A 25,684-nucleotide genomic window follows, 5' to 3' on the forward strand; every position below is an offset into this window, starting at 1 on the left:
CGCTCCGGCCATGAGCGTCTCCCTCTACTACTCCGCGGCCCGCGCGCTGCCGCTGACCGCGGCCGAGGCGTCCGCGGTCGCCCGCGTCACCGCCGCCCACCTGGCGTCCTTCCCGTACCGGGACGAGGAGAGCCTGTACCTGTACGACCTGCCCGAGGACGGCGGCGGCGAGCCGGAGCGGATCGTGGCGGGCTCCACCAAGCTGCCGCTCGACCCGGACCGGGCGATGCCGGTGATCACCCACGTGCTGGCGGCGGTGACCGCCCTGCGCCGCGCCCTGCCCGGGGCGCGGTGGCACGTGCACCTGGACGACCTCGACGTCCCGTGGGACGAGCACGGCGGCTACGCCTTCTGACTCCGGGCCGGGGCGGCGCGCGGAGGGGCCGGGCACTCCCCCGGAGTGCCCGGCCCCTCTCCCGGCCCCCGCCGGCTACCGACTACCGACCGCTCAGGCCCAGCTGGAGTGCAGCGGCTTGCCCTCGGCGTAGCCGGCCGCGCTCTGGATGCCGACGATCGCCTTCTCGTGGAACTCCTCCAGGCTCGCCGCGCCCGCGTAGGTGCAGGAGGAGCGGACGCCCGCGACGATCGAGTCGATCAGGTCCTCGACGCCCGGGCGGGCCGGGTCGATGAACATCCGCGAGGTGGAGATGCCCTCCTCGAAGAGGGCCTTGCGGGCCCGGTCGTACGCCGACTCCTCGGAGGTGCGGTTGCGCACGGCGCGGGCCGAGGCCATGCCGAAGCTCTCCTTGTACTGGCGGCCGTCCGCGGTGGTCTGGAGGTCGCCCGGCGACTCCAGGGTGCCCGCGAACCAGGAGCCGACCATCACGTTGGACGCGCCCGCGGCCAGCGCCATCGCCACGTCGCGCGGGTGGCGCACGCCGCCGTCCGCCCAGACGTGCTTGCCCAGCCGGCGCGCCTCGGCGGCGCACTCCAGCACGGCGGAGAACTGCGGCCGGCCGACGCCGGTCATCATCCGGGTGGTGCACATCGCGCCGGGGCCGACGCCGACCTTGAGGATGTCCGCGCCCGCCTCGACCAGGTCCCGCACGCCGTCCGCCGAGACCACGTTGCCCGCGACGACCGGCACCTGCGGGTCCAGGCCGCGCACCGCGCGCAGCGCGCTGATCATCGACTCCTGGTGGCCGTGCGCGGTGTCGACCACCAGCACGTCCGCCCCGGCCTCCAGCAGCGCCTTGGCCCGGCCGGCCACGTCGCCGTTGATGCCGACGGTGGCGGCGATCCGCAGGCGGCCCGCGCCGTCCACCGCGGGGGTGTAGAGGGTGGCGCGCAGCGCGTTCTTCCGGGTCAGGAGGCCGACCAGGGTGCCGTCCCCGGCGACCACCGGGGCGAGCTTGCGGTGCGCCTCGTTCAGCCGGTCGAACGCCGTGCGCGGGTCGATGTCCCGGTCCAGCAGCAGCAGGTCGCGCGACATCACCTCGGAGAGGCTGGTGAAGCGGTCCACCCCCTGGCAGTCGCTCTCCGTCACCACGCCGACGGGCTTGCCGCCCTCGACCACCACCAGCGCGCCGTGCGCGCGCTTGGGCAGCAGCGAGAGCGCGTCCGCGACGGTGTCGCCGGGGCTCAGCGTCAGCGCGGTGTCGTGCACCAGGTGCCGCTGCTTGACCCAGCCGATCACCTCGGACACCACCTCGATCGGGATGTCCTGCGGGATCGCCACCAGCCCGCCGCGCCGGGCCACCGTCTCCGCCATCCGCCGCCCGGCGATCGCGGTCATGTTCGCCACCACCAGCGGGATGGTGGTTCCCGTCCCGTCGTTCGAGGACAGATCGACACCCTGCCGGGAGCCCACCGCGGAACGGCTGGGGACCATGAAGACGTCGTCGTACGTGAGGTCGTACGCGGGCTTGAGGTCGTTCAGGAAGCGCATGAAGGGGCTCTCTGGCTGGGGAGAAACGTTACGGCGCCACGCGGCCGAGCCGCGCACACCCAACGTTCGATTCTCGTTGATTCCCCCGCCCCGAGCCAGCCCACGCCCGAATCCTGAAGATCACCACAACCGGACGCCCCCGATCCCGGAACCGCCTCGTACGAACCTCCAAACCCCCGCCACCGGCCCCCGCCGCCGACCCCCGCCCGGCCACCCCGGCTGCCCCCGGCGACCCCCGGCCGCCCCGGTCCGGCTCAGTCCGGCTCAGTCCGGCTCAGTCCGCCGACGGGAACAGCGTGCGCAGCGCCAGGTCGGCCACCTGCCGCACCTGCTCGCGGGTGTGACCGCTCGCCGCCTGGACGGCGATGCCGTCGGTGACGGTGTGGACCAGCCGGGCCAGGACGCCGGGGTCGCAGCCCGCCGGCAGGTCGGGGGCCCGCTCGAAGCGCCGGCGCAGGGCGGCTTCGCCGGCCATCCGCCGGGCGATCACCTCCTCGCGGACCGCCCGGGAGTCCGGGCCGCAGGCGTGCACGCTGTTGACGCTCAGGCACCCGGGCGGCGCGTGCGTCCCGCCGGTCAGCTCGACGGCCCCGAGCAGCATCCGCTCGACGACGGCTCGCGCGGTGGGTTCCTCCAGCGCCTCGGCGGCGAAGGCGCCGGGGCCGGTGAAGTAGCGGTCGAGCGCCTTGCGGAACAGCTCCTCCTTGTTGCCGAACGTCGCGTAGAGGCTGTTGCGGTTGATGCCCATCGCCGCGGTCAGGTCCGACAGGGACGTCCCCTCGTAGCCCTGCCGCCAGAAGAGTTCGAGCGCCCGGTCGAGCGCGGTCCGTGGGTCGAAGGCGCGCGGGCGACCGCCTGGCATGCCGTACCTCCTCCGGTTTCCGGCCTCCCGGCACGGTACTCCCTCGACCCCCCTTGAATCCGCGCGCCCGCTCGCCTAGTTTCTAACCGATCGGTTAGAAACCGGGCAGGACAGGCCGTCGGGGAGGACGCGTGATCAGGGTCGGAATCGTCGGAGCGAGCGGCTGGGCCGCCGCCTCGCACCTGCCCGCACTCGCCGGGCTCGCGGACTTCGAGGTGACCGCGGTCGCGACGACCGGGCAGGCCGGTGCCGACCGGGTGGCGGCCGCCCACGGCGTCCCGCTGGCCCTCGTCGGCGCCGAGGCGCTCGCCGCCCGCCCCGAGGTGGACCTGGTCGTGGTGTCGGTCAAGGCGTCCGGGCACGCGGCGGCGGTCCGGGCCGCGCTGGCGGCGGGCAAGCACGTGCTCTCCGAGTGGCCGCTGGGCGTGGACGCCCCGGAGGCGGAGGAACTCGCCCGGGCGGCCGACGCGGCGGGCGTCGTCCACGCCGTGAACCTGCAGGGGCACCGGTCGCCGGACGCCCGGTACGTGGCCGACCTGCTGGCCGCCGGGACGATCGGCCGCCTGGAGTCCGCCGTCCTGGTCGCCGCGGGCGATCCGCTGGGCGGGCCCCGGATCGCGCCGGAACTGGAGTGGTCCACCGATCCCGCCGCGGGCACCTCGCTGCTGACCGTCATGGCCGGCCACTTCCTGGCCACCCTGCACCGGGTCGCGGGCCCGCTGGTCGAGGTCTCCGCGAGGCTGCCCCGGTCCCGCGACCGCGTCGAGGTCACCGGCACCGGGCGGACGGTCCGCAACGGGGTGCCCTCCCAGGTGCTGCTCCTCGGCACGCTGGAGAACGGCGCCGCCGCGTCCGTCACCGTGCACGGCGGCAGCGGCAGCCCGGACGGGTTCCTGATCAAGCTGGTCGGCTCCGACGGCACGCTGACCGCCGTCCCGCCCCGCCCCGGCACGTACATGCACTGGACGGACTGGGACATCCGGGTCGACGGCGAACCGGCACCGGTCCCCGCCCGCTACCGGACCGTCCCCTTCGACCCCGCCGCCGGTCCGGTCGCCAACGTCGCGGCCGTCTACCAGGAGGTCGCCGAGGCGATCGCCCGGGGCCGCACCCCCAGCCCGGACTTCCACGCCGCGGCGGCCCACCACCGCCTCCTCGCCGCGATCGAGCGCTCGGCGGCGACCGGCGCCCCGCAGCAGGTGCGCTGAGCGCGACGCCGCCGGTCCCGGCCCCCCTCCCCCCGGCCCGCCCGCTCCCCGCGGGCGTGCCGCGGCCCCCTGCGGTGCGGTGCACCGAGGGGGCCGAGAGGCGGTTCCGCGCTGGTGGGCGGTTCCTAGTAGCCGCGCCAGTTGGCGCCGTAGCCGCGGGCGGCGGCCATGTTGTCCATGTTGCCGTAGCGGGCGTCGCAGTAGCGGGAGCTGGCGATCAGGTTGTCGACGGGGTTGCGGATGTCCGTGTGGCCGGGCAGCGCGTACACCTTGAAGGTCGGCATGATCACCTGGGTCAGGCCGATCGACGGGGTGCCCTTCTTGGCGTTCGAGTCCCAGTTGTTCTGGGCGTTCGGGTTGCCGGAGGACTCGGCGATCGCGGCGGCGCGCATCGCCTTCGCGGACGGGACGTGCTGGCCGTTGGCGGCCAGGACGTCGCGGGCCTCCTGGATCCAGCCGTCCAGGTTGTTCGGGTAGGTCTTCTTCGCGGCGGCGGCGGCCTGCTCGGCGGCCTGCTGGTCGGCGGCCTGCTTGGCCTGCTCGGCGGCCTGCTGCTGGGCGGCCTGCTCGGCCGCCTGCTGGTCCGCGGCCTGCTTGGCCTGGTCCGCGGCCTGCTGCTGGGCGGCCTGCTCGGCCGCCTGCTGGTCGGCGGCCTGCTTGGCCTGGTCCGCGGCCTGCTGGTCGGCGGCCGGCTGGTCCTGCTGGACCGGCTCGCGCGCCTCGCTACGGGAGGCGGCCTGGCCGCCGTCGCGGTTGGCGTCCTGGGTGTCCGCGGCGGTGACCGCGGCGGCGTCGGTGCGGTGGGACGCGGGTCCGGCGAACGCCTGGGTGACGGGCAGCAGCGTGCCCACGGCGATGGCGCCGGCCAGTCCGATGCCGAGGACGGCGTCGGGCATGCGGTGGTGGCCCATCCGCACCTGGGGCAATCGGCCGAGGTTGTGCTTGATGCGTCGCATGTTTCGGGTACCTCCGAGAGTCGGTTCCAGGTCATGCCGGGCCCGGGCGGACATGCGTGGTCCCCGCTCGGTGCGGGTTCCTTCGGCCCGGGACGGCCGGCCCGGCGGCTCCTGCTCACCGGGGACGCCGCGCCGCGCTGGTCTCGCGGTCCGCTGCGTCATGAAGCCCCGTGAGCACTCGGATCGGCTCGGGGCACAACCACGAGACTGCCGGAGCCCCAACCAGGCGGCAAACACCCCCAAATGGGACCTACACAACTCCTCCACAACTCGAATTCCCTTACCTCCCAAGGGAGTTCACTCTCACCGACCCCCCGTATTCCACCCCGCCTATGAAGAAGGTCACAGCACCGCCCAACCTCCCCCCAGCACCGGGAATTTGGGCCCGAGCCCAGTCCCGCCAAGGGCTCCGCCCCCTCCGCCCCCGCTCCGCGCCCCCGCCCCCCGTGTGACCCCGGCCACCGCCCCGCCCTGTGACGCCGCTCTCCCCCCGGCCACCCACCGCATCCGCCCGACCACCGGAACCGCCCACCCCGTGACCCGGCTCACGTCTCCGCCCTCCCCTCGCCCCCCCTTCGCCCGGCCCCATCCCCTCCCCCCACCGGCCCCGGGCCCGGGCGGGCCTGGTTGACTGCGGCGGGAGGTCAGGGTGGAGGCGTTGGTCTCGGCGTTCGCGCCGATCTGGGTGCTGACGGCGGCCGGGTGGCTGGCCGGGCGGACGGGGCTGCTGGGGGCGGACGCGGAGGCGGTGCTCGGGCGGTTCGTGTTCCACGTCTCGATGCCGGCCGCGCTCTTCACCGTGGTGGCCCGCACCGACCTGGCCTCCTTCGCCGACCGCTGGGTACTGGCGTTCGCCGCCGGGACGCTGATCGCCTCCCTGCTGGGCCTGCCCGTCGGACGGCGGCCGCGGCGGCTGCGCCGGACCCCGGCCGAGCGGACGGTGGCGGTGATGGCGGCGGGCTACGTGAACTCGGGCAACCTCGGCATCCCGGTCGCCGCGCAGGTCCTCGGCGACGCCTCGTACGCGGCACCGGTGCTGCTGTTCCAGGTGCTGCTGGTCACCCCGCTGATGCTGACCGTGCTGGACGCGACCACCGCCTCCCCTTCTCCCTCTTCCCCCGCCTCCCGCCCCGCCGCGCGGCTGCGGCGCCTGGCGCTGCTGCCGCTGCGCAACCCGGTGATCCTCGGCGCGGGCCTGGGCGCGCTGTTCTCGGCGGCGGGCTGGCGGCTGCCGGGGCCGCTGGCGCACTCGGCGGACCTGCTGGGCGCGGCGGCCGTCCCGACCGCGCTGGTCACCCTCGGACTGTCGCTGCGCACCCCGCCGGGCGCGGCGGCGCAGCGCCCGGACCGGGGTGAGCTGGGTCTCGCGGTGCTGGTGAAGACGGTCGGGCAGCCGCTGGCCGCGCTGGCGGTGGGCGCGCTGCTGCTGCACCTGCGGGGGCCGCAGCTGCGGGCGGCGGTGCTGCTGTCGGCGCTGCCGACGGCGCAGAACGTGTACGTGTACGCGCGGCTGTACGGGGCGGCTCCGGTGCTGGCCCGCTCGGCGGTGCTGGCGTCGACGGTGCTGTCGATGCTGACGCTGTCGGTCATCGCCTGGTCGCTGGGCGGCGGTTGACCGGACCCGCCGGGGTGCGGGGCGGGCCGGCGACCGGGAAGTGCGGCAGGTCACACGTCCGGGAGTGCGGCAGGCCACCGGTCCGGGAGTGCGGCAGGTCACAGGCTTCGCTCCGGCGGGGGCCGCTCCCGTAGAGTTCGGCGGTACGGATGGGGCGACGAGGAAGCATCGGCAGTGACGAACCAGCAGAGCGGCCCGGGCAGCGCCCCGGTCGAGGACGACACCGACTACGGCAAGGGCATCGACCCCGAACGCCTGGAGCTGTGCCTGAACGTGCTCGCCGAGCTGGACGAGATCCACGTCGACCACCCGGACGCGATCCGGGTCCGGCTGGCGGTCGGCGGCCTGTTCCGCACCCTCAAGCAGCGCCGCCGGCAGGAGACCCGGGCCCGCAAGACCGCCAACGACCGCGCGGTGACGGCGCGGACCGCAACGGGCGCGCCGGGACGGATCGACGACGAGACGGCGGGCGCGTTCGGGCTGAGCACCGAGACCACCACCGAGCTGGCCGGCATCCTGGAGCGCCCGCGCTCCTGCTACACCTGCAAGCAGCGGTACGTGGAGGTGGACGCGTTCTACCACCAGCTGTGCCGCTCCTGCGCCGCGCTGAACCGCTCGCGCCGGCACGCCCGGACCGACCTGACCGGCAAGCGCGCGCTGCTGACCGGCGGACGCGCCAAGATCGGCATGTACATCGCGCTGTGCCTGCTGCGCGACGGCGCGCACACCACCATCACCACCCGTTTCCCGAACGACGCGATCCGCCGCTTCACCGCGATGCCGGACAGCGCCGAGTGGATCCACCGCCTGAAGATCGTCGGCATCGATCTGCGCGACCCGGCGCAGGTGATGGCGCTGGCGGACGAGGTCGCCGCGGACGGCCCGCTGGACATCCTGATCAACAACGCGGCGCAGACCGTGCGCCGCTCCCCCGGGGCGTACCGCGAGCTGGTCGCGGCCGAGTCGGCGCCGCTGCCGGCCGGGGCGCTGCCCGCGTCCACGGTGATCGGCCGGTTCGGCTCGGGCGCGGTGGACGTGCCGGCGCTGCCGGGGCAGAGCCGCGGCGAGCGGCCCTCGGTGAGCGCCGAGCAGGTCACCTCGCTGGCGCTGGTGACGGGTTCGGCCTCGCCGGAGCGGATCGCGGCCGGGACGGCGATCGACGCGGGCGGCCTGGTGCCGGACCTGGCGGACACCAACAGCTGGGTGCAGACCGTCTCCGAGGTCGGCCCGATCGAGCTGCTGGAGGTGCAACTGTGCAACTCCACCGCCCCGTTCATCCTGATCTCGCAGCTGCGCCCGGCGCTCGCCGCGTCCTCGGCGCGCCGCAAGTACGTGGTCAACGTCTCGGCGATGGAGGGCGTCTTCGAGCGCGGCTACAAGGGCTCGGGCCACCCGCACACCAACATGGCGAAGGCCGCGCTGAACATGCTGACCCGCACCAGCGCGCAGGAGATGTTCGAGACCGACGGCATCCTGATGACCGCGGTGGACACCGGCTGGATCACCGACGAGCGCCCGCACCCGGAGAAGATGCGCCTGCACGAGGAGGGCTTCCACGCCCCGCTCGACCTGGTGGACGGCGCGGCCCGGGTGTACGACCCGATCGTCCGCGGCGAACTCGGCGAGGACCTCTACGGCTGCTTCCTGAAGGACTACCAGAAGGGCAAGTGGTGACGGACGTCCGGCCCCTCGACGCGCGGCCCCCGGCCGCCGCGCACCCGCTGCCGCCGCTGGTCGGCGCGGGCGTGATCGTGCCGACCGGGGACGGGCGGGTGCTTCTCGGGCGGCGCACCACCGCCGGGGAGTCGCCGACCTGGAGCCTGCCGGGCGGCAAGGTGGACCACCCCGGGGAGTCCTTCGAGGCCGCCGCCGCACGGGAGTTGGCCGAGGAGACCGGCATCGTGCTGCCCGCCGAGGAGATGCGGGTGCTGGCGGTGCTGCTCGACCACGAGCTGGGCCGCACCCGGGTGACGGCGGCGGTCCTGGCCCCGCCGAGCCTGGCCGAGGCCCTGGTCACCGAACCGCACGCGTGCGCCGGCTGGGAGCGCTTCCCGGTGGACGCGCTCCCCGAGCCGATGTTCTACCCGTCCGCGCAGGTGCTGGCCGCCTGGCTGCCGGACCACCGCGCCCCGGGCGGCACCTGGCACTACCCGGCGGCCACACCGCACTCCTGACGGACCGTCAGGCGCGCGCGGAACCCCGCGGAGGCGCCCCGGAGACTTCCGGAGCGCCTCCGCGGCGAGTCCTCCGCGCCTTGCGCTACCCGCGCTACCTGCGCTCGGCCGCCCGGAGCCGGACGTCCGCCGGGGGCCTGGTCCCGGCGCGGCGCACCAGCAGGACGAAGGTCCGGGCGTAGGCGTCGCCCTCGGTGACCCGGGGCCAGTCCAGCCCGGCGAGGGCCGCGGACGCGGCGGCGTGCGGTTCACCGTGCACCCACACCTCGGCGGACTGCCCGGCGCCGCCACCACCTCCACCGCTACCACCGCTACCGCCGAAGTGCACCTGCACGCCGACGAGTTGGTCCCGGCCGAGGTCCCCGCCCAGGGCCGGGGCGAGGGCGGGCAGCACGGGGTTGCGGACCAGCCAGTCCTGCACGTCGTGGAAGTGCCGGCCGGTGCCCCAGCCGACCACGCCGCCGTGGATGGCGTGCCAGCCGGGCAGGCCGTCCGGGTCGGCGGGGTCGAGGTGGCCGGCGAACCGGCCGTTGTGGGCGACGAGTTCGATCAGCGCGGCGCCCGTGGTGGACGCCCACGCCTCGACGCCCCGGCGGACCGGGTCCTGGTCGCCGCCGTCGATCCGGGGCACCCGGTCCCGGACGGCGGTCTCCGGGCGGTCCCGGTCGGCCAGGAACACCAGTTCCAGCCGGTCCGGGTCGTCGTCCGGCGCGGCGCCCAGCCGGACCGCCAACTCGCCCGGCCCGCGGACCTCTTCGCCCTCGACCCGCCACCGCTCGCCGTGCAGCGCGGACAGTTCGTCCGCCACCGCGCCCAACACCGCCTGCTCGGACGGTCGTTCCGTACTCTTGCCGGACGCGTCCGGGCCGGTGCCCGACCGGCCGCGCCACCATGATCCCCATGCCATGGCGCACACCGTAACGTTGTACAGATTTGCTCACAATGTGTGGGTGGGGACCGGGTCAGGTAGTCGATGTCGTCCGCTGTGTGTATCGTCGCACTGCGCGATCAGGGACTTACCGCGGGCAGCAGCTGGGGGCGGCAATGGCTGTGGAACTACCATCGGGGCTCAACCACATCATCGGGCTGCTGGGCGTGCGTTTCCCGGCCGCCAACGAGGACGAGCTCAATCAACTGGCCGACCAGTTGGACAAGTTCGCCGGAGCGCTGGACGGCGCCCAGATGACGGCGGACAAGGCGCTCACCCTGCTGCACGAGGTCTACCAGGGCGAATCGGCGGACAAGCTCTCCGAGCTGTGGAGCACCATCACCAAGTACTCCAAGGTGATCGTCGAGACCTGCCAGACGGTGTCCAAGGTGCTGCGCGCGGCAGCCGTGGTGGTCGAGCTGGCCAAGACCCAGTCCATCACCCAACTTTTCTCCATCCAGGCCCAGTTGGCGGCGGCCTCGTCCACCGGGCCGTGGAGCGCGGCGGCGGTGCTGCGGATGGGCCGCGAGATCATGAACCAGCTGCTGGAGGCGGCGGTCGGCAAGCTCGCCCAGACCGTCACCCGGCCGATCGAGGACATGATCGAGAAGGCCGCGCAGAAGATCGTGCCCACCCCGTCCAACAACTCCAACGGGCAGGGCTTCTCCATCGACCTGGCCCAACTCGCCCAGTGCGCGGCCGACCTGCGCCGCGGCGCGGACGACATCGAGACGCACGGCACCAGCTTCAAGCGGATCGTGCAGAGCCTGAAGATGGGCGACTCCGGCGACAAGTTCGGCAAGCTGGTGATCGAGGCCGCCGAGAAGGTGCTGCAGACCATCGCCGAGGACGTCCTCAAGCGCATCCTCGCCTCGTTCCGCGACACCGCGGACAAGATGGACAAGATGGCGGGCAACCTCAACGAGAACGAGGACAGCAACCGCACGGTGCTGAACAGCCTCACCTCGCTCGCGGCCAACCCGCTCAGCCCCAACGCGACGGCCACCAACGGCGCCTCCGCCGGCGCGTCCCCCGCGCTGAACGGTCCGCGCCTGGGCGGCGGCGACGCGGGGCTCGCCGCGTTCGCGGGCCTGATGCCCAAGCTCGGCCCGATCGGCTCCGGGCTCTCCGGCGGCAGGAGCGGCGGCTCGGGCCTCAACACGCTCGGCCTCAAGGAGCCGCTCGTCTCCGGCGGCCACGGCGGCGGCGCGTCCGGCGGCTCCGGGTCCGGTTCCGGCAGCGGCGCGGGCGGGGGCACCGGCGGCACCGGCGGTCAGGGCGGCGGCGCCTTCGTCCCCCGGCTCTCGATGCCGGCCGGCAGCCTCGGCAACAGCGGCCGGGGCAGCAGCGGCACCCGGATCGAGACCCAGAAGTCCGGTGAGGGCAGCGGCGGTTCCGGCTCCGGCTCGGGTTCCGGCTCCTCCCCCTCCACCGCCACCAACTCCGTCGGCCGCGGCGTCCCGCCGGGCGGCATGATGGGCATGGCGGCCATGGGCCACGGCGGCTACGGCCCGGTCGGCGGCTCCGGCATCCGCGGCGCCTCCCAGCGCCGCACCAACCGCACCGCCGAGGGCGACCCCGAGAACACCGCCTCCCCCGACGGCATCATCGCCGACGAGCTCAGCGCCGCCATGTACCCCAACCTCCAGTTGGGCCGCGTCACCCCGCAGCGCAAGCCCGAGTCCGAGCGCGACGACCGCTACGACGACGACTTCGAGCTCGACCTCGAGGAGCTCGGCGACCTCGACGACCTGCACTGACCCCGGCCGGTCCACGGCCCAGGAGCCCCGCCAGCGCCCCCACCAGGGCCTGCCGGGGCTCCGCCCTTCTCTCCCCCCCCCGGCCGACCCCGGCCGACCTCGGCCGCCCCCGGCGCCACCTGCGGTCCGCGGCCCGCAACGCATCCGCCCAGTCTGTGAATTGACCGTGAACCGTAAACTTTTCACCGTGGTGGTATGGACCACGAACGAAACAGATGGCTAGGGTCGTAGCGGTTCGCACGCGCGGCCGTTCGGAACCCTGGGACAGGACGTGACCGTGGCCGAGACACTGGTGGCCTCCGAGTACGAGGCCGAACGGCTGGACGCCACCGCCGCCTGGGTCGCCCGCCACCGGCCGCCGGGCAGCGGAGCGCTGGCCGAACTCGGCGCCGGCGACGGCGCGCTGACCGGACGGCTGCTGCGGGCCGGGTACACCGTGCACGCCGCCGAACCGGACCCCGCCCTGCGGGCCCGACTCTGGGACCGACTGCGCGGACGGGCCCGACTACGGCTCAGCGGGGCCGACCTGGCGGCCCCGCCACCGGTACGCCGCCGCTTCGGCGCGGTCCTGCTGATCGACACCCTGCACGCCGGCCAGGACCTGGAACTGCTTCACGCCCTCCCCACCGACCTGCTGTTCGTCGCCCTCGCCCCGCCCGCCCTGGACGGCCGACTCCGCCCGTGGCTCTCCGCCCAACAGGGCTGGCTGCTGGTGGAGGAGATCGACCTGGCCGCCCCGCGCCCCACCCACCGCACCCTCGCCCCGGGCAGCCGCGGCATCCTGCTCCGCCGGGCCGGCTGACCCCGGCAGCAGCGGGACGGCGGCAGCGGCGACGCGCGGCACGGCCCGACGACGGCCCGACCGTAGCGCGGCTCAGGACAGCCGGACGATCAGCCCCTCCATCCCCGCCCGGCCGATCCTGCCAGCAGCGAGACGGCGCGGCGACAGCGACAGCGACAGCAGCCCCGCGAGACGGCGGCGGCGCAACGCACAGCACGGCCCCATCCTGCACAGCCCCACCACCGCCCACCACCGCCCGACCTCCGCCCCACTCCGCCCCAACTGCGGCGCGGCTCAGGACAGCCGGACGATCAGCTCGTCCATCGCCGCCCGCCCGGCGTCCATCGCGGCCCGCAGCAGCGCCGGGTCCCGGGTCAGCCGTCCGACCTTCGGGGCCTCCGGCCCGGGGCGGACGGAGAGCACGGCGGGGCCGTCGGCGGGCGGGGCGAGGTCGTGGCGGCCGAGCAACTCCTCGTCGGCGAGCAGCCGTTCGGCCCGCCCCAGGTAGGAGTCGCGCAGCGGCGCGGGATAGCGGCGCAGCACCGTCCGGGCGACCATCCGGGAGCCGCGCGAGGGCCCGGCCGCCACCGCAGCCGCCGCAGCCGTCGCCGCCGTCGCCGGGACCGGGCCCCGCGAGCGCAACACCAGGACGTGCGTGGCGCCCTGGGCGAGCGCGGTGCGGAACGGGATGGACTCGGCCAGCCCGGCGTCGTAGTAGCGGCTGCCGTCGAGTTCCACCGGCGGTCCGGCGAGCAGCGGGAGGGCGGCGCTGGCCCGCAGGGCGAGGCGGAGCCGGGCCGGGTCGGTGAGCAGGGGGTGGAGGTCGGTGGCGACGCCGGTGCCGGTGTGGGTGGCGATCGGGTGCAGGGTGGTGGGGTTGGCGAGGATCGCGTCGAAGTCCATCCGGGCCACGTGCGCGTAGAGGTGCTCGACCAGGTTGTGCAGGTCGACGACGGGACGGCCGCGCAGCACGTTGCCGGGCCGGACCATCGCCCGGGCGTACTCCGCGTCGGCCCAGCCCGCGAGCTGCCCGGGGTCGCTGCTGAGCAGCCAGGCGCCGGTCAGCGCCCCGGCGGAGGCTCCGTAGACGGCGTCGAACACCCCGGTGAGACCGGCCTCGTGGAGGGCCAGGGCCATGCCGCCGGAGATGATGCCGCGCATGCCGCCGCCCTCGACGGCGAGCGCGATCCGCAGCCCGTCGGTCCGCCCGCCGGGACGGCTGCCGGTGCGCCACCGCTCGGCGAGGGCGGCCAGGACCCGGCCCCGCGCGCCCGTGGCATCCGTGGCGTCCGCGGTGTCCGCGATCCCGAACCCGTCCTGCTGATCCACGCCGTACTCCCCTACTCCCGCACTCCCGTACCGACACCCGCGCCCCGCCCGCCCGGACGTCCCGCCGAGCGCCGCGGCCCCGACGTCCGGAACGCCGAGAAGTGTCGCACACGAACCCGGGCGCACCGCCCTGCCACGCCACCACCGCCGTCCCCCACCCGCTCTCCCCGGCCCGTCACCCTGCGCCAGACTAGTGTGACGCCATGTCATCCTTCGGCACCTCCGCCCGCTCCGCCACCGCCGCGCTGCCCGAACCCGTCGCCCGGGCCGTCGAGTTGGCGGACCGGCTGGGGTTCACCCGGTCCTGCCGGCCGGAGCACGGGCGGCTGCTACAGGCCCTCGCCGCGGGCGCGACCGGCCGGATCGGCGAGACCGGGACCGGGTGCGGCGTCGGCCTGGGCTGGCTGCTCGCCGGGCGGCGGCCGGGCGTCCGGGTGGTGAGCATCGAGCGGGAGGCCGAACGCGTGGCCGCGGTAAGGGAGTTGTTCGCCGACGTGCCCGACCTGGAGGTGCTGCACGGCGACTGGACGCGGATCCACCCGCACGGCCCGTTCGACCTGCTGGCCCTGGACGGCGGCGGCAACGGCAAGCAGTCCGCGCCCGCCGACCCGGAACGCCTGCTCACCCCCGGCGGCACCCTGGTGGTCGACGACCTCACCCCGCTCACCGGCTGGCCACCGACCCACCGGGGCGCGCCCGACACCGGCCGCACCGTCTGGTACGACCACCCGGCCCTGCTCACCACCGAGGTCCGCCTCGCCCCCGACCTGTCCACCCTGCTGGCCACCCGCCGCCCCTGACGTCCGCTCGGCTCTCGGGTCCGGTCAATGCCCGGGTCCGGTCAATGCCCGGGTCCGCTCAGCGCTCGCGTCCCCGCGGCTTCAGCGGCAGCGGCGGCAGTGGCGGGGCGTGCAGCCGTTCGCCGTCGTAGCCGTGGACCCGGCCGAAGCGGGTGCCGGTCTCCCAGTCGGCGCGGGCCGCCGCGATCTCCTCGTGCGTGCGGCCGACGAAGTTCCACCACATGACGAGGCGTTCCTCGAAGGGTTCGCCGCCGAGCAGCAGCAGGGCGGCGTCGGTGCGGGCGCGCAGCGGGAGTTCGCGGCGGCCGCAGCCGAGGTAGAGGAGGGAGCCTGGTTCGACCGGGACGCCGTCGACGTCGGTGCTGCCGGTCATGGCGAGGACGGCGTACTCGAAGCCGGGTTCGAGCGGGAGGCGGTGGGCGGCGCCCTCGCGGAGGGTGAGGTCGGCGCCGGTGAGGGCGGTATGGGTGGTGCCGGGGGAGGTGGCCCCGTCGAGGGTGCCGAGGATGAGGTCGGCGTGCAGGCCGCCGGCGGTGACGACGGGCAGCTCGGGGTGGTGTTCGAAGGCGGGCGCGGTGTGCCGGTGGGCGTCGGGGAGGGCGACCCAGAGCTGGGCGCCGTGCAGCAGCGGCGCGTGCTCGCGCGGGGACTGCTCGGAGTGCGAGATGGCCCGGCCGGAGGTCATCAGGCCGAGTTCGCGCGGGCGGACGGTCTGCACGCTGCCGAGGCTGTCCCGGTGCAGCACGCTGCCCTCGTGCAGCCAGCTGACGGTCTGCAGGCCCGTGTGGGGGTGCGGCGGCACCTGCATGCCGGGCTCGTCGGCGATGTCGTCGGGGCCGTAGTGGTCGACGAAGCACCAGGCGCCGACCATCCGGCGGCCGAGGTTGGGCAGCAGCCGCCGGACCACGGTGGACTCGCCGAGCGGGACGCGCCGCCCGGTCAGCAGGTCCTTGACGGGGCCGGTGGCGGCCTGGCGTCCGCAGACGGCCGGGGCGGATTTCCGGTCGAGGTTGCTCATGGCCGCCAGTATCGACCGGACCGCCGGCCGCCTCCGGCCGCGCGCACCCCCGTGTCCGGACGAATCCCGCGAACGCACCCGCTCCCGTCCCCGCCCCGCCCCCACACGCAGACGCGGACGCGGACGCACCCCCCGTCAGCCGACGAGGCGGCCTCAGTGCTTGCAGGCCCACCAGGCCTCGGCGCTCGCCGCCTCCGCCTGGGCGCGCAGCGCGCGGACCGCCTCCGCCGGGTCGGCCGCGCCGTAGACCGCCGAACCGGCCACGAACACGTCGGCCCCGGCCTCGGCGCAGGCCTCGATGGTGGCGGGGGCGACCCCGCCGTCGACCTGGAGCCACAGGTCGAGGCCGTGCTTGTCGATCAGCTGCCGGGTGCGGCGGATCTTGGGGAGCATGATGTCGAGGAACGCCTGGCCGCCGAAGCCGGGCTCCACCGTCATGATCAGCACCATGTCCAGCTCGGGCAGCAGGTCCTCGTACGGCTCGATCGGGGTGGCGGGGCGCAGCGCCATCGAGGCGCGGGCGCCCTTGGCGCGGATCTCCCGGGCGAGCCGGACGGGGGCGGCGGCGGCCTCGACGTGGAAGGTGACGGAGCCGGCGCCGGCCTCGACGTACTGCGGGGCCCAGCGGTCGGGCTGTTCGATCATCAGGTGGCAGTCGAGGGGGGTGTCGGTGGCGCGGGCCAGCGACTCGACGATCGGCACGCCCAGCGTGAGGTTGGGGACGAAGTGGTTGTCCATCACGTCGACGTGCAGCCAGTCCGCGCCGCGCACCGCCTCGGCCTCGTCGGCGAGGCGGGCGAAGTCCGCGGAGAGGATGCTGGGGTTGATCTGCGCCATGGCGAGGGTACCTTCACGACTCGGTGCGGGCGGCCCGGGCGACCGCCCCCGACCATCATCCCCCGTCCGCCGGACGGCCCGGCAGGTGGCCGGGCAGCGAGCCGGGCGGCGGGCCGGGCGGCAGATCGGGCAGCGGACCGGGCAGCGGGCCGGGCGGCGGGCCCCGTCTCGGAGCGCCCGCACGTCGCGGAGGCGCACCCCCGAAGTGTTCACACTGCCGAAACACTTCCCCTTCCCGGTGTCGGCCCGCTCTGGCAGGCTCCACAGCAGGCGGACCCAACGCTGCTCGCCCCTCACGAAAGGCGTCCGATGACCCAGGTCGTCCACCCCGCACGTGCTCTCTGGTGGCTGTTCGAACCCGTCCACGCCCTCACCTACTTCTCCCCCGAGGCCCGCGCCGCGTACGAAGCGGCCGGGCTGCGCGGTTACTGGCGCGGTTACTTCGGCGGCCGCTCGGCGCCGCTGGGCGCGGTGGACGCGGCGCCGGTGGTGGCCGCGTTCTTCAACTTCGCGCCGCAGATGGTCGAACGGGCGCTGCCGGAGGTGTGGACGCTGGCGAGCCCGGAGCAGGCGCTGGAGGCCCGGGTGGAGGGGGTGACGGGCGCGCTGCGGCGCGTCCTGGCGGACGTGAAGCCGGATCTGATCGACCGTTCGGTGGAGCTGCTGGAACGGGCCGTCGAGGGCCTGGACTGTTGTGGGCGCGTGCTGGCCGCCGCGAACGCCGACCTCCCCCGCCCGGAGGGCCGCCTGGCCCGACTGTGGCAGGCCACCACCGTGCTGCGCGAGCACCGGGGCGACGGCCACGTCGCCGCCCTGGTCACCGAGGGCCTCGACGGCTGCGAGGCGCTGGTGGTCCGCTGCGCGCTGGACACCCGCCGCGAGACGCTCCAGCCGCACCGAGGCTGGAGCGACACCGAGTGGGACGAGGCCACCGCCCGTCTGACCGACCGCCACTGGCTGGCCCCGGACGGCTCGCTGACCCCCGAGGGCCGCCGCCGCCACCTGGCCCTGGAGGCCGCCACCGACCTGGCCGCCTCCCGGGTCTGGACGCACTTCCACCGCTCCGAGCTGGACGAACTCCTCACCGCGCTGCGCCCGATCTCCGCCGCCTGCCGCGCCGACCTGCCCCCGACCACCCCGATCGGCCTGCCCAACGCGGCCTGACGCCGAGCGGATCGCCCACCCCGGCCGCCCGGCCGGGGTTCAGCCGCACCGGACGCCGCCCATCGCCCGCCACCCGCCGTCCGCATCAGCAGGACCTCCCCCGGAGCCCGGCCGGCCGGTCAGTACGGGGGCGGGCCGAGGACGATGGCGCGGCCGGAGTAGAACCGCTCCAGGTCGCCCCAGGGGACCCGGGCGGCGCGCTGCGAGCCGTCGGGGAAGCCGGACGGGTTGTGGATCCGCAGCGCCTCGTCGTCGGCGCCGACCGCGAGCACCAGGTGCCCGCCGGTGCGCGGCACTTCGGGGGCGAGGGTGCGGATGGCGGGGTGGACGGAGAGCACCGGGAGCCGGCCCGCGGCGAGTTCGGCGGCGATCCGGTCGGCGGGCAGCGGGTCGACCGCCTCGGCGTGCAGGCCCCAGCGGGTGCGGGCGTACGCGGCGAACGGGGCGTGGATCAGGCCGTCGAGCCGCCCGTCGGGGTGCCGGACGTACGCCCCGGCCCGTTGGCACTCCTCGGCGAGCGGGACGGCCGCCGGGGCGACGCCCCACCAGTGGTCGAGCGCCATCCGCAGGCAGGCCATCCCGCACAGCCGCCAAGACCAGTACTCGTACTCGTCCTCGTCGGCGGCGCCGGAGCGCTCCCACAACGGGTCGTCGGCGGCCCGCAGCGTGCCGTCCAGGATGTCGGGCACGAGTTCGGGCGACTCCCACTGGGAGTAGTAGGGGACCTGATGGCTGATCGGCTTCACCCGGTCATCCTGGCGCACTTCCACCCCCGTCCCCCGGAGCGCCGTCCGCGACACCGGGAACCGCCACCCCACCGGCAGCGGGAGGAACCGCACCGCGCGGCCCGGAGGACGCGGTGGCCACCGCCGTCCGCGTGATCGCCCGCCCGCCGTTAACTGGAGTTCCGACGGGTTCCGGGGCGAGGGTGGCTGGGCGTTGCACGGCTTCTGACCTGGTCAGTGGCTTGTGGACTGGGTCCACTCGTTCGTGTGAGATTTCGGCACTTGCTCGCAGATTCCTGGAGAAACAGCCGCAACTTGCATGCTTGTGGTGGATTCCGGGAGTCGCCGGTTCTCGCTGATCACCAGCGGCACCGGTCAGGAAGGTCAGGCTGGGCGGGGAGAGCCCGGCCTGGCAGATGTAGTTACCTTGCAACGGCGAGCCGCGGAGACGTCGTCGCCGGAGGACGAGCGCGCCCTGTACCAGGACACCCTGGCGGAGTACTGCTGGGCTCGTGACGTCGCCGGGCTCGCTCCGGCGACGCTGCACGCGCTGGTCCAGCCGGTCATGGAGATCTGCGCGTTCTACGGTGTCGTGCCGTGGCGATTGGGGCCTCGGGAAGTCGATCAGCACTTCGCCGGAGTTGGGAAGCGCGGGCACTCCACGATCAGGGCGAAGATGACGAAGATCGACGGATACTTCGCCTTCCTGGAACAGCGGTACGCGGGCGAGATCCTCGACGGTTCGGAGCTGTGGTCGAGTCTCCGGTGGACGCGTTCGATCGGCCACGACACCGTGGCGACTTCGGGCTTCGGATCCCGCCGTCCGCCCGGGCGATGAAGGACTTCTTCGCCTCCTGGCGCGAGGCGCTACCAGGGTCGAGGAAGTACCCGGTGGCGGCACGGAACTATGTCATGGCCAAGCTCGCCTACCTCTCGGGGGTGCGGGCAGCTGAGTTGTGTGCGGTCAGGTTGGGAGATGTGCACTGGGAGAACGGGCAGTGGGGCCGGTTCCTGGTGCAGGGCAAGGGGGCTCGAGGCTCAGGGCCGCGGCAACGCGAGGCGTACATGTTCGCCGAGGGAAGGGCCCTGCTGTGGTGGTACGTCGAAGAGATTCGTGGAGAGTTCCGGGACGACGCGAGCAGCCCCCTGGCTCCGCTGTTTCCGTCCGAGCGGCTCCCCGGCGCACTCGCGTCGCTGAACCTGCCGCTCGCGCCGGCAACGGTCGCGGACACGTTCCGCCGGGCCTTGAAGAGCGCCCCCCTGGAGCACCTGTCGAGTCCGGTGCCGGTTCTGTTCCCCCACCTCTTGCGCCACGCGTGCGCCACCCACAACTACGAGGCAGGGATGCCGTTGTGGGATGTGCAGGTCCTATTGGGCCACGTCTGGGCCTCCACGACGGTTGGCTGTCTCGCGACCGTCAGGAGGGACCCCGAGCGGTCGAGCTTGGAGTCGTCGCGGCGCGCCATCCGGCGGCTGAGCCAGGAGGGTTGAGAGGTTGAAGTGGAATCTGCGGTGGGTGGCGGCCCGGCGAGACATCTGGCGACCGAGTCAGTTGCTGGTCGCGTTCGAGGAGGTGGGGTTCACCCCGTCCTTGAGCAAGGTCGCTGCTCTGTGGTCGGGCAAGCCGATCACCGTGCGGTTGGACGATCTGGACATGATCTGCACGGCCCTCGGTTGTACGGTCGCGGACCTCATGGAGGCTGAGGCGGTGGCCGCGGCGGTGCCGGAGGATGCGTCGCGGCAGGCCGTCGGCGGTGATGCAACCTCGGGAGCGGTGCGGCCGTTGCCGCGGCCGGCTGGTGGTCGCCGATCGATGCCTCCGAACTGAGCGATCATGTGGACGATGAGCGCCGTGGCGGGAAGCTGTGCAACCTGCGCGTGCCGGGGGGAGGTGACCAAGGGCGGTCTGTGCCGGGAGTGTGCTGTGGTTCGGGCCCTGGCGAGGAGCGGAGGCCGCAAGCGCAGGGAGGCAGACTGTCGGCGCTGCGGATGGCCGGAGATTGTCGGACCGGACGGCACGTGCCGGTCGTGCCTGCTGGCTGTGCGCTTCGGTGAGAACGAGGCATGGCTGCGTTCGGAGATCATGCGGGCGACCCGACCGGCGGCAGGCCCCGGCAGTTCGTTCTCAGGTTGCCGGAGGTGGCGTTGCCACGGGCTTCGCCTCTCCGTGACCACGAGCGTCCCTTGACCAGGCCGTGGAGGATCTGCCCCTTGGCCAGGCCGATGCCGGCCAAGGGCCAGCGCGATGACGAGGACGTATGCCCACCTCAAATCCCGGGCCAGCTTGCCTTGTTCAGGGACTACGGACGACGGTTCTCCTCCCAGCACGGTGGGATGATCCGCGACCGCGAGATTGAGGACCTCCCTCTGGTCCTGGATCAGTTGCGGATCATTGGCCACCAGCGCGGAGTCAACTCGGCAGGGTGGTTCTACGACACGTGGCAAGGAGCACGGCTCGCTCCGGCGTCCCGCGAACCCGGCGAACGCAGGGTGGGCGCGGAGATGCTCGCCGACCTTCCGAAGATGCATCCGACGATCGCCGAGGCGCTCAAGCGTGCTGGCCTGTTGCGGGCCAGCCCGCCCGCGCCTCGTGCCGGCCTCGGCCTTCACACGGGGAAGCTGTGAACACTGCCTCGCCTGGAACGGTGTCGTGCGGCGCGTCTGCGCAGGCTGCCACCACTGGGAACGGAAGCCGCACCGCTTCCCAGTGAGCGTATGCGTACGGTGTTGCCGTGAGCTGCCGACCTCGGCCGGACACTGCCGGCGGTGCCGCTTGGTGATGGTCGAGACCGCCTCCGACCTCAGTGGCGCAGGACTGGTCGGCGGCGACCAGCTCTGGTTCAGCGGCGAGTTCGCTCTGCTCTTACGGACCGTGAAGCACAAGGGAACGAACGTCGGGGTGCGCGGCCGATTCGAGGCCAAGGCGAAGGTCGTCCGCGAGGTTGCCCGGCCGCCGCGCGAGGTGTCCGAGCACTTGATCGACCCCAGGCAGGAGGGGCTGTTCCGCTGCCCGGAACGCGACTGGACTCGCCTGGACGAGACACGGCAACCGGCGCTGACCGAGAACGCGATGCAGGTGGTCGCCGAGTTCACCAGTCACCTGCGGTCCCTAGGAGCCGACCCCAATCAGGTCGCCTCCAGCTTCCGCACCCTTCGGATTGTGGTCGGCCGCCTCGGCGTCGAAGTTCCACTGCTCGAAGCGGACATCCGGGCGGTCGCTGCCCTGAGCGACAGCCATCACCATGCCCGGCTGCCTCACTATCTGCAGCAACTCGGTCTGCTGGAGCCCCTGAACCTTGACAGCGCTGATGTCCGACGGGCGCGCGAACTCGCCGACGCGCTGCCCAGCGCTTTCGCGACGGCCGTGCACACCTGGATCCGCGTCATGGCCGGCGTCGGCACGCGACCCAGCCGAGCGTTGAAGGACAGAACCATCCACGCCTACGTCAGCCGTGCCCATCCTGTCCTGTCGGACTGGGCGAGCGTCGGCCTCGAGGACCCGCGCGCGATCACCAGCAGCGACATCGACCGGGCAGTCTCCGCCCAACGCGGCGCGAACACGCGGGCCACCTTGTGCTCGCTGAGGTCCATGTTCCGCGCGCTCAAGCGCGAGCGCCTGGTCTTCCGGGACCCAGCCCGGGCAGTGAGCCTTCCAGGCCCCAAGACCCTGCCCCGCCCGCTCGCAACCGACCAGTTACGAGGGTTGCTCGGCCAGGCTCACACAGCTCGGGACCGCCTGACGGTCGGGCTCGTCGCCGTTCACGCCCTGACCCGATTCGAAGTCCGCCACCTTCTCCTCACGGACATCGACCTGACTCGTGGCCGGTTGACGATCCGCCGACCTGGATGCCTCGACCACACCGTCTACCTTGACGAACTCACCTGGGACCTGCTGAGAACGTGGCTCGCCGAGCGATCCACCCGATGGCCCTCCACGACCAACCCTCACCTCTTGCTCAGTCGCCAGACCGCCGTGAACGACAGCAACGCCGCGCTGTCGGGCCTGTCAACTAAGAAGCCGTTCATGGCAATTGGCGTGCGGGCATCTGCCCTGCGGGCCGACCGGATCCTTGACGAGGCCAAGCACACCGCCGACCCGATCCACCTCATCAGAGTTTTCGGCATCGCGCCGAATACCGCGATGCACCACCTTCTCGCCGCTCACCCCGCCCAGTTCCGTCCCGACCCCATCGCGCCATGAGCTGTACACCCGCACTGAGCCGAGGCTGTGGCAGCTTCGGACCCTGTCCTCGCCATGGACTGATGAGGCTGCCTGAACTTGGCTCTGCCCGCTGTTCCCCGAACGATCTTGCGCCTGCTGTAATGCCACGGTGATGTCGAGCGCCGGGGATCGAGGTGGCCGGTGCGAGCAGGGACGGGTGAGCAGATGGCGGAAGCAGAGCCTCGGAGTGCTGTCACGGAGCCGACGGACTGGGAACTGATGCCTCTGGAAGGCGTCGGGCCGTTGTGCTTCGGCATGAGCGTCACGGAGGTCGCAGCAGTACTGCTGGGCATGACCGAGGTGCGTCGGTTCCAGGCTGACCCATCGTTTCCGGAGACCCTGGGCGTGGAGTTCGGCACGGGCCCCGCAGAGCCGGCCGTATACGCCTACTTCGTCGGCGGTCAGCTCTTCTGCGTCGGGGTCGACGCGGTCCACGGACCCCAGGTGACGCTTTGGGGAAGGGAGTTGACCGCCTGCGTTCCAGCTGACCTGGAGCGGTTCCTCGCGCACGCTCATGACTGCGGGGTGATCAATGTGTCCTACGGTCCGCGAGGGAACCCCGGAGCCAACGGGCTCGGTCTGGTCGTGCGGGTCCAGGAGGTGGCTGGCGGCGACGCGGTGACCCGGCCAGTCATGGTAGGTCGGGCCTGGGCCGACCGGTGCACCGACGACTGGGAAGGCGCGATCCCGGAATGCGAGTGGGTGGGCTGTCAGTGGACCTACCCAGGCCATTCAGAGCACTGGCCCTCGCCTGGCCACACACCGAACTGGAATGGTTGGCAACCACCCCTACGAATGTCTTCTGCGGGCGCCAGATCCTCGAGTACCGAGCGAACCCGCTGACAACTGGCGGTTGCTGCCGCCAAGGCCAGCGGGTTCGCCGTCTCAGCCATCCGGGATTCAGCGAACTGGTCGGATTTTCGGCAGTACCGTCCCTCCTCGCGCCCACCCGCCCCCGCCGTCCTACCCCGCCCCCGCCCCCGCCCCCGAACGGAACCGCCGTGGCCGAGATCCGCCCCGAACCCGTCGACTCCCCCGACGCCCGCCTGCTGCTGACCGAGTACCAGGCCGAGGTACGCCGCCGCTGGAGCGGACCCCCGCCCGTCGGAGCGCTGCCCGCCGAGGAGGCCCCGGCGGACCTCGAACTCACCGCGCCGCGCGGCGGCGTGTTCCTGCTCGCCCGGCTGGACGGCCGCCCGGCGGGGTGCGCGGGCGTCCGGACCCTGGCCGCCGACCCCGCCGACCCCGGCGCCCCCACCGTCTCCGGTGCCCCCGGCAGCGCCGAGCTGAAACGGCTGTACGTCCGCCCGTCCGCCCGCGGGCACGGCCTGGGCCGCGCCCTGCTGGCCGCCGCCGAGGACGCCGCCCGCGCGCTGGGCCGCACCCGGCTGCGGCTGGACACCATGGCCGAATTCGCCGAGGCCCGCGCGCTGTACACGGCCGCCGGCTACGCGGACATCCCGCCGTACAACACCAACCCGTACGCCGCGCACTGGCTGGAGAAGGCCCTGTGACCGGCCCGGTGGTGAACCTGTGGCGGGCGGGCCTGCGCGCCGTACCGGACGGGGTGTGGGCCCGCACGGACGCCGAGGTGCTGATCCTCGCGGACAACGAGCTGACCGAACTCCCGGACACCATCGGCGAGTTCACCCGCCTGCGGACCCTCGACCTGGGGCACAACGCGCTCACCGCCGTCCCCGACCGGATCGGCGCCCTCACCGGCCTGTCCGGCTTCCTCTACCTGCACGACAACCGGCTCACCGCGCTGCCGGCCGCCCTCGGACGCCTGCACCGGCTGCGCTACCTCAACGTCGGCGACAACCCGCTCACCGAACTCCCGGACAGCATCGGCGACTTGGTCCGGCTCATCGAACTGCGCGCGCAGAACTGCCGGTTGACCGCCCTCCCGGCAGCCCTCGGCGCGCTGTCCCGGCTGCGCGAACTGCGCCTGCGCGGCAACCGCCTGACGGCACTGCCCGCCGCGCTCTCCGGGCTGCGCGAGCTGCGCTGCCTGGAACTGCGCGACAACCGGCTCACCGCCCTGCCGCCCGCGCTGGCCGGACTCCCGCTGCTGCGCGAACTCGACCTGCGCGGCAACCCGTTGACGCAGGTCCCGTCCTGGCTGGCCGAACTCCCCGCACTGGAGAAGCTCGACCTGCGCTGGACCCCGCACCCGCCCGCCCCGCACCTGGTCGACGCCCTCGAACGGCGCGGCTGCGCCGTGTACTTCTGACCCGACCCGGACGAACGGGCGGACGGACGGACGGGCGGCCCGGCGGAGGAACCCCCGCCGGACCGCCCCCCACAGCCGTCGACAGCCCTCGACAGCCCTCGACAACGCTCGACAACCGTCAGCCGCCGCCAGCCGCCGCCAGCCGTCAGCGCCTCACCAGGCGTAGTGCTCCGGCGCGGTGCGGTAGCCGGGGAAGATCTCGTCCAGCCGCTCCAGCGCCTTGGCGTCCAGCCGGACCTCCAGCGAGCGCACCGCCGCGTCCAGCTGCTCCTCGGTGCGGGGGCCGATGATCGGGGCGGTGACGGCCGGACGGCCGCGCAGCCAGGCCAGCGCGACGTCGCCGGGCTCGTGGCCGAGCTCCTCGCACAGGTCCTCGTACGCCTGGATCTGCTCGCGGTGCTCGTTCAGGGTGTCCTGGGCCCGGCCCTCGGCGCGGCGCACGCCCTCGCGCTCCTTGCGCAGCACGCCGCCGAGCAGGCCGCCGTGCAGCGGGGACCACGGGATCAGGCCGAGTCCGTAGTGCTGGGCGGCGGGGACGACCTCCAGCTCGACGCTGCGCTCGATCAGGTTGTACAGCGACTGCTCGCTGGTCAGGCCGAGGAAGTTGCGGGCCCTGGCGGTCTCCTGGGCCTGGGCGAGGTGCCAGCCGGCGAAGTTGGAGGAGCCGACGTAGATGATCTTGCCCTGGAGGGTGAGCACCTCCATCGCCTGCCAGACCTCGTCCCAGGGGGTGTCCCGGTCGACGTGGTGCATCTGGTAGAGGTCGATGTGGTCGGTCTGCAGGCGGCGCAGGCTGGCGTCCACGGCGCGGCGGATGTTGAGCGCGGAGAGCTTGCCCTCGTTGGGCCAGTCGCCCATGTCGCCGTACAGCTTGGTGGCGATCACGGTCTTCTCGCGCCGTCCGCCGCCCTTGGCGAACCAGTTGCCGATGATGCTCTCGGTGAGGCCCCTGTTCTCGCCCCAGCCGTAGACGTTGGCGGTGTCGAAGAAGTTGATGCCGTGCCCGTGCGCGGCGTCCATGATCCGGTGCGCGTCGGCCTCCACGGTGTGCGGGCCGAAGTTCATGGTGCCCAGGCAGAGCCGGGAGACGGACAGGCCGGTGCGGCCGAGGTGGGTGTACTCCATGGCTTCCACCCTCCGCCGCACCGGCCGACTTGTCCAGTACCACCCGCCCGTCCAGCACC

At 73.6% G+C, this 25,684-nt stretch carries 25 protein-coding genes; 16 read left to right on the top strand and 9 right to left on the bottom strand.

Translation table 11 applies throughout. The annotated features are described in order from the left end of the window. Positions 1-10 precede the first annotated feature (10 nt). Positions 11-355: a hypothetical protein gene (locus ACIP60_RS28280; RefSeq protein WP_400689341.1), complete on the top strand. Its 345-nt coding sequence runs from the start codon at positions 11-13 to the stop codon at positions 353-355. Positions 356-448: 93 nt separating this feature from the next. Here the strand turns inward: ACIP60_RS28280 and ACIP60_RS28285 are convergent, their stop codons facing one another. Both ACIP60_RS28285 and ACIP60_RS28290 read right to left on the bottom strand, forming a co-directional pair. Continuing rightward, positions 449-1,888: a GuaB1 family IMP dehydrogenase-related protein gene (locus ACIP60_RS28285; RefSeq protein WP_400689344.1), complete on the bottom strand. Its 1,440-nt coding sequence runs from the start codon at positions 1,886-1,888 to the stop codon at positions 449-451. Positions 1,889-2,162: 274 nt separating this feature from the next. Next, positions 2,163-2,750, bottom strand: coding sequence for a TetR/AcrR family transcriptional regulator (locus ACIP60_RS28290; protein WP_400689347.1), 588 nt, complete (start codon positions 2,748-2,750; stop codon positions 2,163-2,165). A gap of 131 nt (positions 2,751-2,881) precedes the next feature. Between ACIP60_RS28290 and ACIP60_RS28295 the strand changes: the two genes are divergently transcribed. Next, entirely contained in the window at positions 2,882-3,958 is a 1,077-nt protein-coding gene (locus ACIP60_RS28295; RefSeq protein WP_400689350.1) for a Gfo/Idh/MocA family protein, read from the top strand. A 125-nt stretch (positions 3,959-4,083) separates the two neighbouring features. Here the strand turns inward: ACIP60_RS28295 and ACIP60_RS28300 are convergent, their stop codons facing one another. Beyond that, positions 4,084-4,914, bottom strand: coding sequence for a transglycosylase SLT domain-containing protein (locus ACIP60_RS28300; protein WP_400689352.1), 831 nt, complete (start codon positions 4,912-4,914; stop codon positions 4,084-4,086). 649 nt (positions 4,915-5,563) lie between these two features. On the opposite strand from ACIP60_RS28300, the gene ACIP60_RS28305 reads away from it, so the two are divergent. The 3 genes from ACIP60_RS28305 (at position 5,564) to ACIP60_RS28315 (ending at position 8,703) form a co-directional block, all read left to right on the top strand. Continuing rightward, the gene (locus ACIP60_RS28305; protein WP_400689355.1) at positions 5,564-6,529 is read left to right on the top strand and encodes an AEC family transporter; all 966 of its coding nucleotides are present in this window, start codon (positions 5,564-5,566) and stop codon (positions 6,527-6,529) included. A 174-nt stretch (positions 6,530-6,703) separates the two neighbouring features. Beyond that, complete coding sequence (locus ACIP60_RS28310) at positions 6,704-8,203, top strand: SDR family NAD(P)-dependent oxidoreductase (RefSeq protein WP_400689358.1); 1,500 nt, start codon at positions 6,704-6,706, stop codon at positions 8,201-8,203. Beyond that, on the top strand, positions 8,200-8,703 hold the full coding sequence (locus ACIP60_RS28315) for an NUDIX hydrolase (protein ID WP_400689361.1): 504 nt from the start codon (positions 8,200-8,202) through the stop codon (positions 8,701-8,703). The genes ACIP60_RS28310 and ACIP60_RS28315 overlap by 4 nt, the downstream gene beginning before the upstream one ends. Positions 8,704-8,797: 94 nt before the next feature. On the opposite strand, the gene ACIP60_RS28320 is transcribed toward ACIP60_RS28315, so the two are convergent. After that, positions 8,798-9,610: a DUF6348 family protein gene (locus ACIP60_RS28320; RefSeq protein ID WP_400689364.1), complete on the bottom strand. Its 813-nt coding sequence runs from the start codon at positions 9,608-9,610 to the stop codon at positions 8,798-8,800. A 137-nt stretch (positions 9,611-9,747) separates the two neighbouring features. On the opposite strand from ACIP60_RS28320, the gene ACIP60_RS28325 reads away from it, so the two are divergent. Next, on the top strand, positions 9,748-11,391 hold the full coding sequence (locus tag ACIP60_RS28325) for a hypothetical protein (RefSeq protein WP_400689367.1): 1,644 nt from the start codon (positions 9,748-9,750) through the stop codon (positions 11,389-11,391). Between the two features lie 277 nt (positions 11,392-11,668). After that, positions 11,669-12,193 (top strand): hypothetical protein, encoded by a 525-nt coding sequence (locus ACIP60_RS28330; protein WP_400689370.1) that lies wholly within the window; start codon positions 11,669-11,671, stop codon positions 12,191-12,193. A 273-nt stretch (positions 12,194-12,466) separates the two neighbouring features. Here the strand turns inward: ACIP60_RS28330 and ACIP60_RS28335 are convergent, their stop codons facing one another. Continuing rightward, on the bottom strand, positions 12,467-13,501 hold the full coding sequence (locus ACIP60_RS28335) for a patatin family protein (RefSeq protein ID WP_400689372.1): 1,035 nt from the start codon (positions 13,499-13,501) through the stop codon (positions 12,467-12,469). A gap of 203 nt (positions 13,502-13,704) precedes the next feature. Between ACIP60_RS28335 and ACIP60_RS28340 the strand changes: the two genes are divergently transcribed. Beyond that, positions 13,705-14,301, top strand: a complete 597-nt coding sequence (locus tag ACIP60_RS28340; RefSeq protein ID WP_400689375.1) for an O-methyltransferase — start codon at positions 13,705-13,707, stop codon at positions 14,299-14,301. 58 nt (positions 14,302-14,359) lie between these two features. Here ACIP60_RS28340 and ACIP60_RS28345 read toward each other — a convergent pair whose 3' ends face one another. Then, complete coding sequence (locus tag ACIP60_RS28345) at positions 14,360-15,319, bottom strand: pirin family protein (RefSeq protein ID WP_400689378.1); 960 nt, start codon at positions 15,317-15,319, stop codon at positions 14,360-14,362. Between the two features lie 153 nt (positions 15,320-15,472). Next, the gene (gene rpe, locus ACIP60_RS28350; RefSeq protein ID WP_100835229.1) at positions 15,473-16,156 is read right to left on the bottom strand and encodes a ribulose-phosphate 3-epimerase; all 684 of its coding nucleotides are present in this window, start codon (positions 16,154-16,156) and stop codon (positions 15,473-15,475) included. Between the two features lie 309 nt (positions 16,157-16,465). Here rpe and ACIP60_RS28355 point away from each other — a divergent pair, with 309 nt between their 5' ends. Continuing rightward, positions 16,466-17,320, top strand: coding sequence for a hypothetical protein (locus tag ACIP60_RS28355; protein WP_400689382.1), 855 nt, complete (start codon positions 16,466-16,468; stop codon positions 17,318-17,320). 119 nt (positions 17,321-17,439) lie between these two features. On the opposite strand, the gene ACIP60_RS28360 is transcribed toward ACIP60_RS28355, so the two are convergent. Then, on the bottom strand, positions 17,440-18,066 hold the full coding sequence (locus ACIP60_RS28360) for a C39 family peptidase (RefSeq protein WP_400689385.1): 627 nt from the start codon (positions 18,064-18,066) through the stop codon (positions 17,440-17,442). A gap of 307 nt (positions 18,067-18,373) precedes the next feature. On the opposite strand from ACIP60_RS28360, the gene ACIP60_RS28365 reads away from it, so the two are divergent. From ACIP60_RS28365 to ACIP60_RS28395, 7 genes are all read left to right on the top strand, one after another. Next, positions 18,374-18,883 (top strand): hypothetical protein, encoded by a 510-nt coding sequence (locus tag ACIP60_RS28365; RefSeq protein ID WP_400689388.1) that lies wholly within the window; start codon positions 18,374-18,376, stop codon positions 18,881-18,883. Further along, a complete protein-coding gene (locus ACIP60_RS28370; RefSeq protein WP_400689391.1) occupies positions 18,880-19,536 on the top strand; it encodes a tyrosine-type recombinase/integrase in 657 nt (218 codons plus the stop codon). The genes ACIP60_RS28365 and ACIP60_RS28370 overlap by 4 nt, the downstream gene beginning before the upstream one ends. Before the next feature lie 4 nt (positions 19,537-19,540). Further along, entirely contained in the window at positions 19,541-19,873 is a 333-nt protein-coding gene (locus ACIP60_RS28375) for a helix-turn-helix domain-containing protein (RefSeq protein ID WP_400689393.1), read from the top strand. Between the two features lie 506 nt (positions 19,874-20,379). Beyond that, positions 20,380-20,670 (top strand): hypothetical protein, encoded by a 291-nt coding sequence (locus ACIP60_RS28380; protein WP_400689396.1) that lies wholly within the window; start codon positions 20,380-20,382, stop codon positions 20,668-20,670. A gap of 151 nt (positions 20,671-20,821) precedes the next feature. Further along, positions 20,822-22,246 (top strand): tyrosine-type recombinase/integrase, encoded by a 1,425-nt coding sequence (locus ACIP60_RS28385; RefSeq protein ID WP_400689398.1) that lies wholly within the window; start codon positions 20,822-20,824, stop codon positions 22,244-22,246. Between the two features lie 1,022 nt (positions 22,247-23,268). Further along, positions 23,269-23,781, top strand: a complete 513-nt coding sequence (locus tag ACIP60_RS28390) for a GNAT family N-acetyltransferase (protein WP_400689401.1) — start codon at positions 23,269-23,271, stop codon at positions 23,779-23,781. After that, positions 23,778-24,500, top strand: a complete 723-nt coding sequence (locus ACIP60_RS28395; RefSeq protein ID WP_400689404.1) for a leucine-rich repeat domain-containing protein — start codon at positions 23,778-23,780, stop codon at positions 24,498-24,500. Before ACIP60_RS28390 ends, ACIP60_RS28395 begins: the two co-directional genes overlap by 4 nt. A gap of 153 nt (positions 24,501-24,653) precedes the next feature. Here the strand turns inward: ACIP60_RS28395 and ACIP60_RS28400 are convergent, their stop codons facing one another. Beyond that, positions 24,654-25,625 (bottom strand): aldo/keto reductase, encoded by a 972-nt coding sequence (locus ACIP60_RS28400; RefSeq protein WP_100835233.1) that lies wholly within the window; start codon positions 25,623-25,625, stop codon positions 24,654-24,656. Positions 25,626-25,684 lie beyond the last annotated feature (59 nt).

Origin of the sequence: Kitasatospora sp. NPDC088783, assembly GCF_044750705.1 — a bacterium.
Classification (GTDB): Bacteria; Actinomycetota; Actinomycetes; order Streptomycetales; family Streptomycetaceae; genus Kitasatospora; species Kitasatospora fiedleri.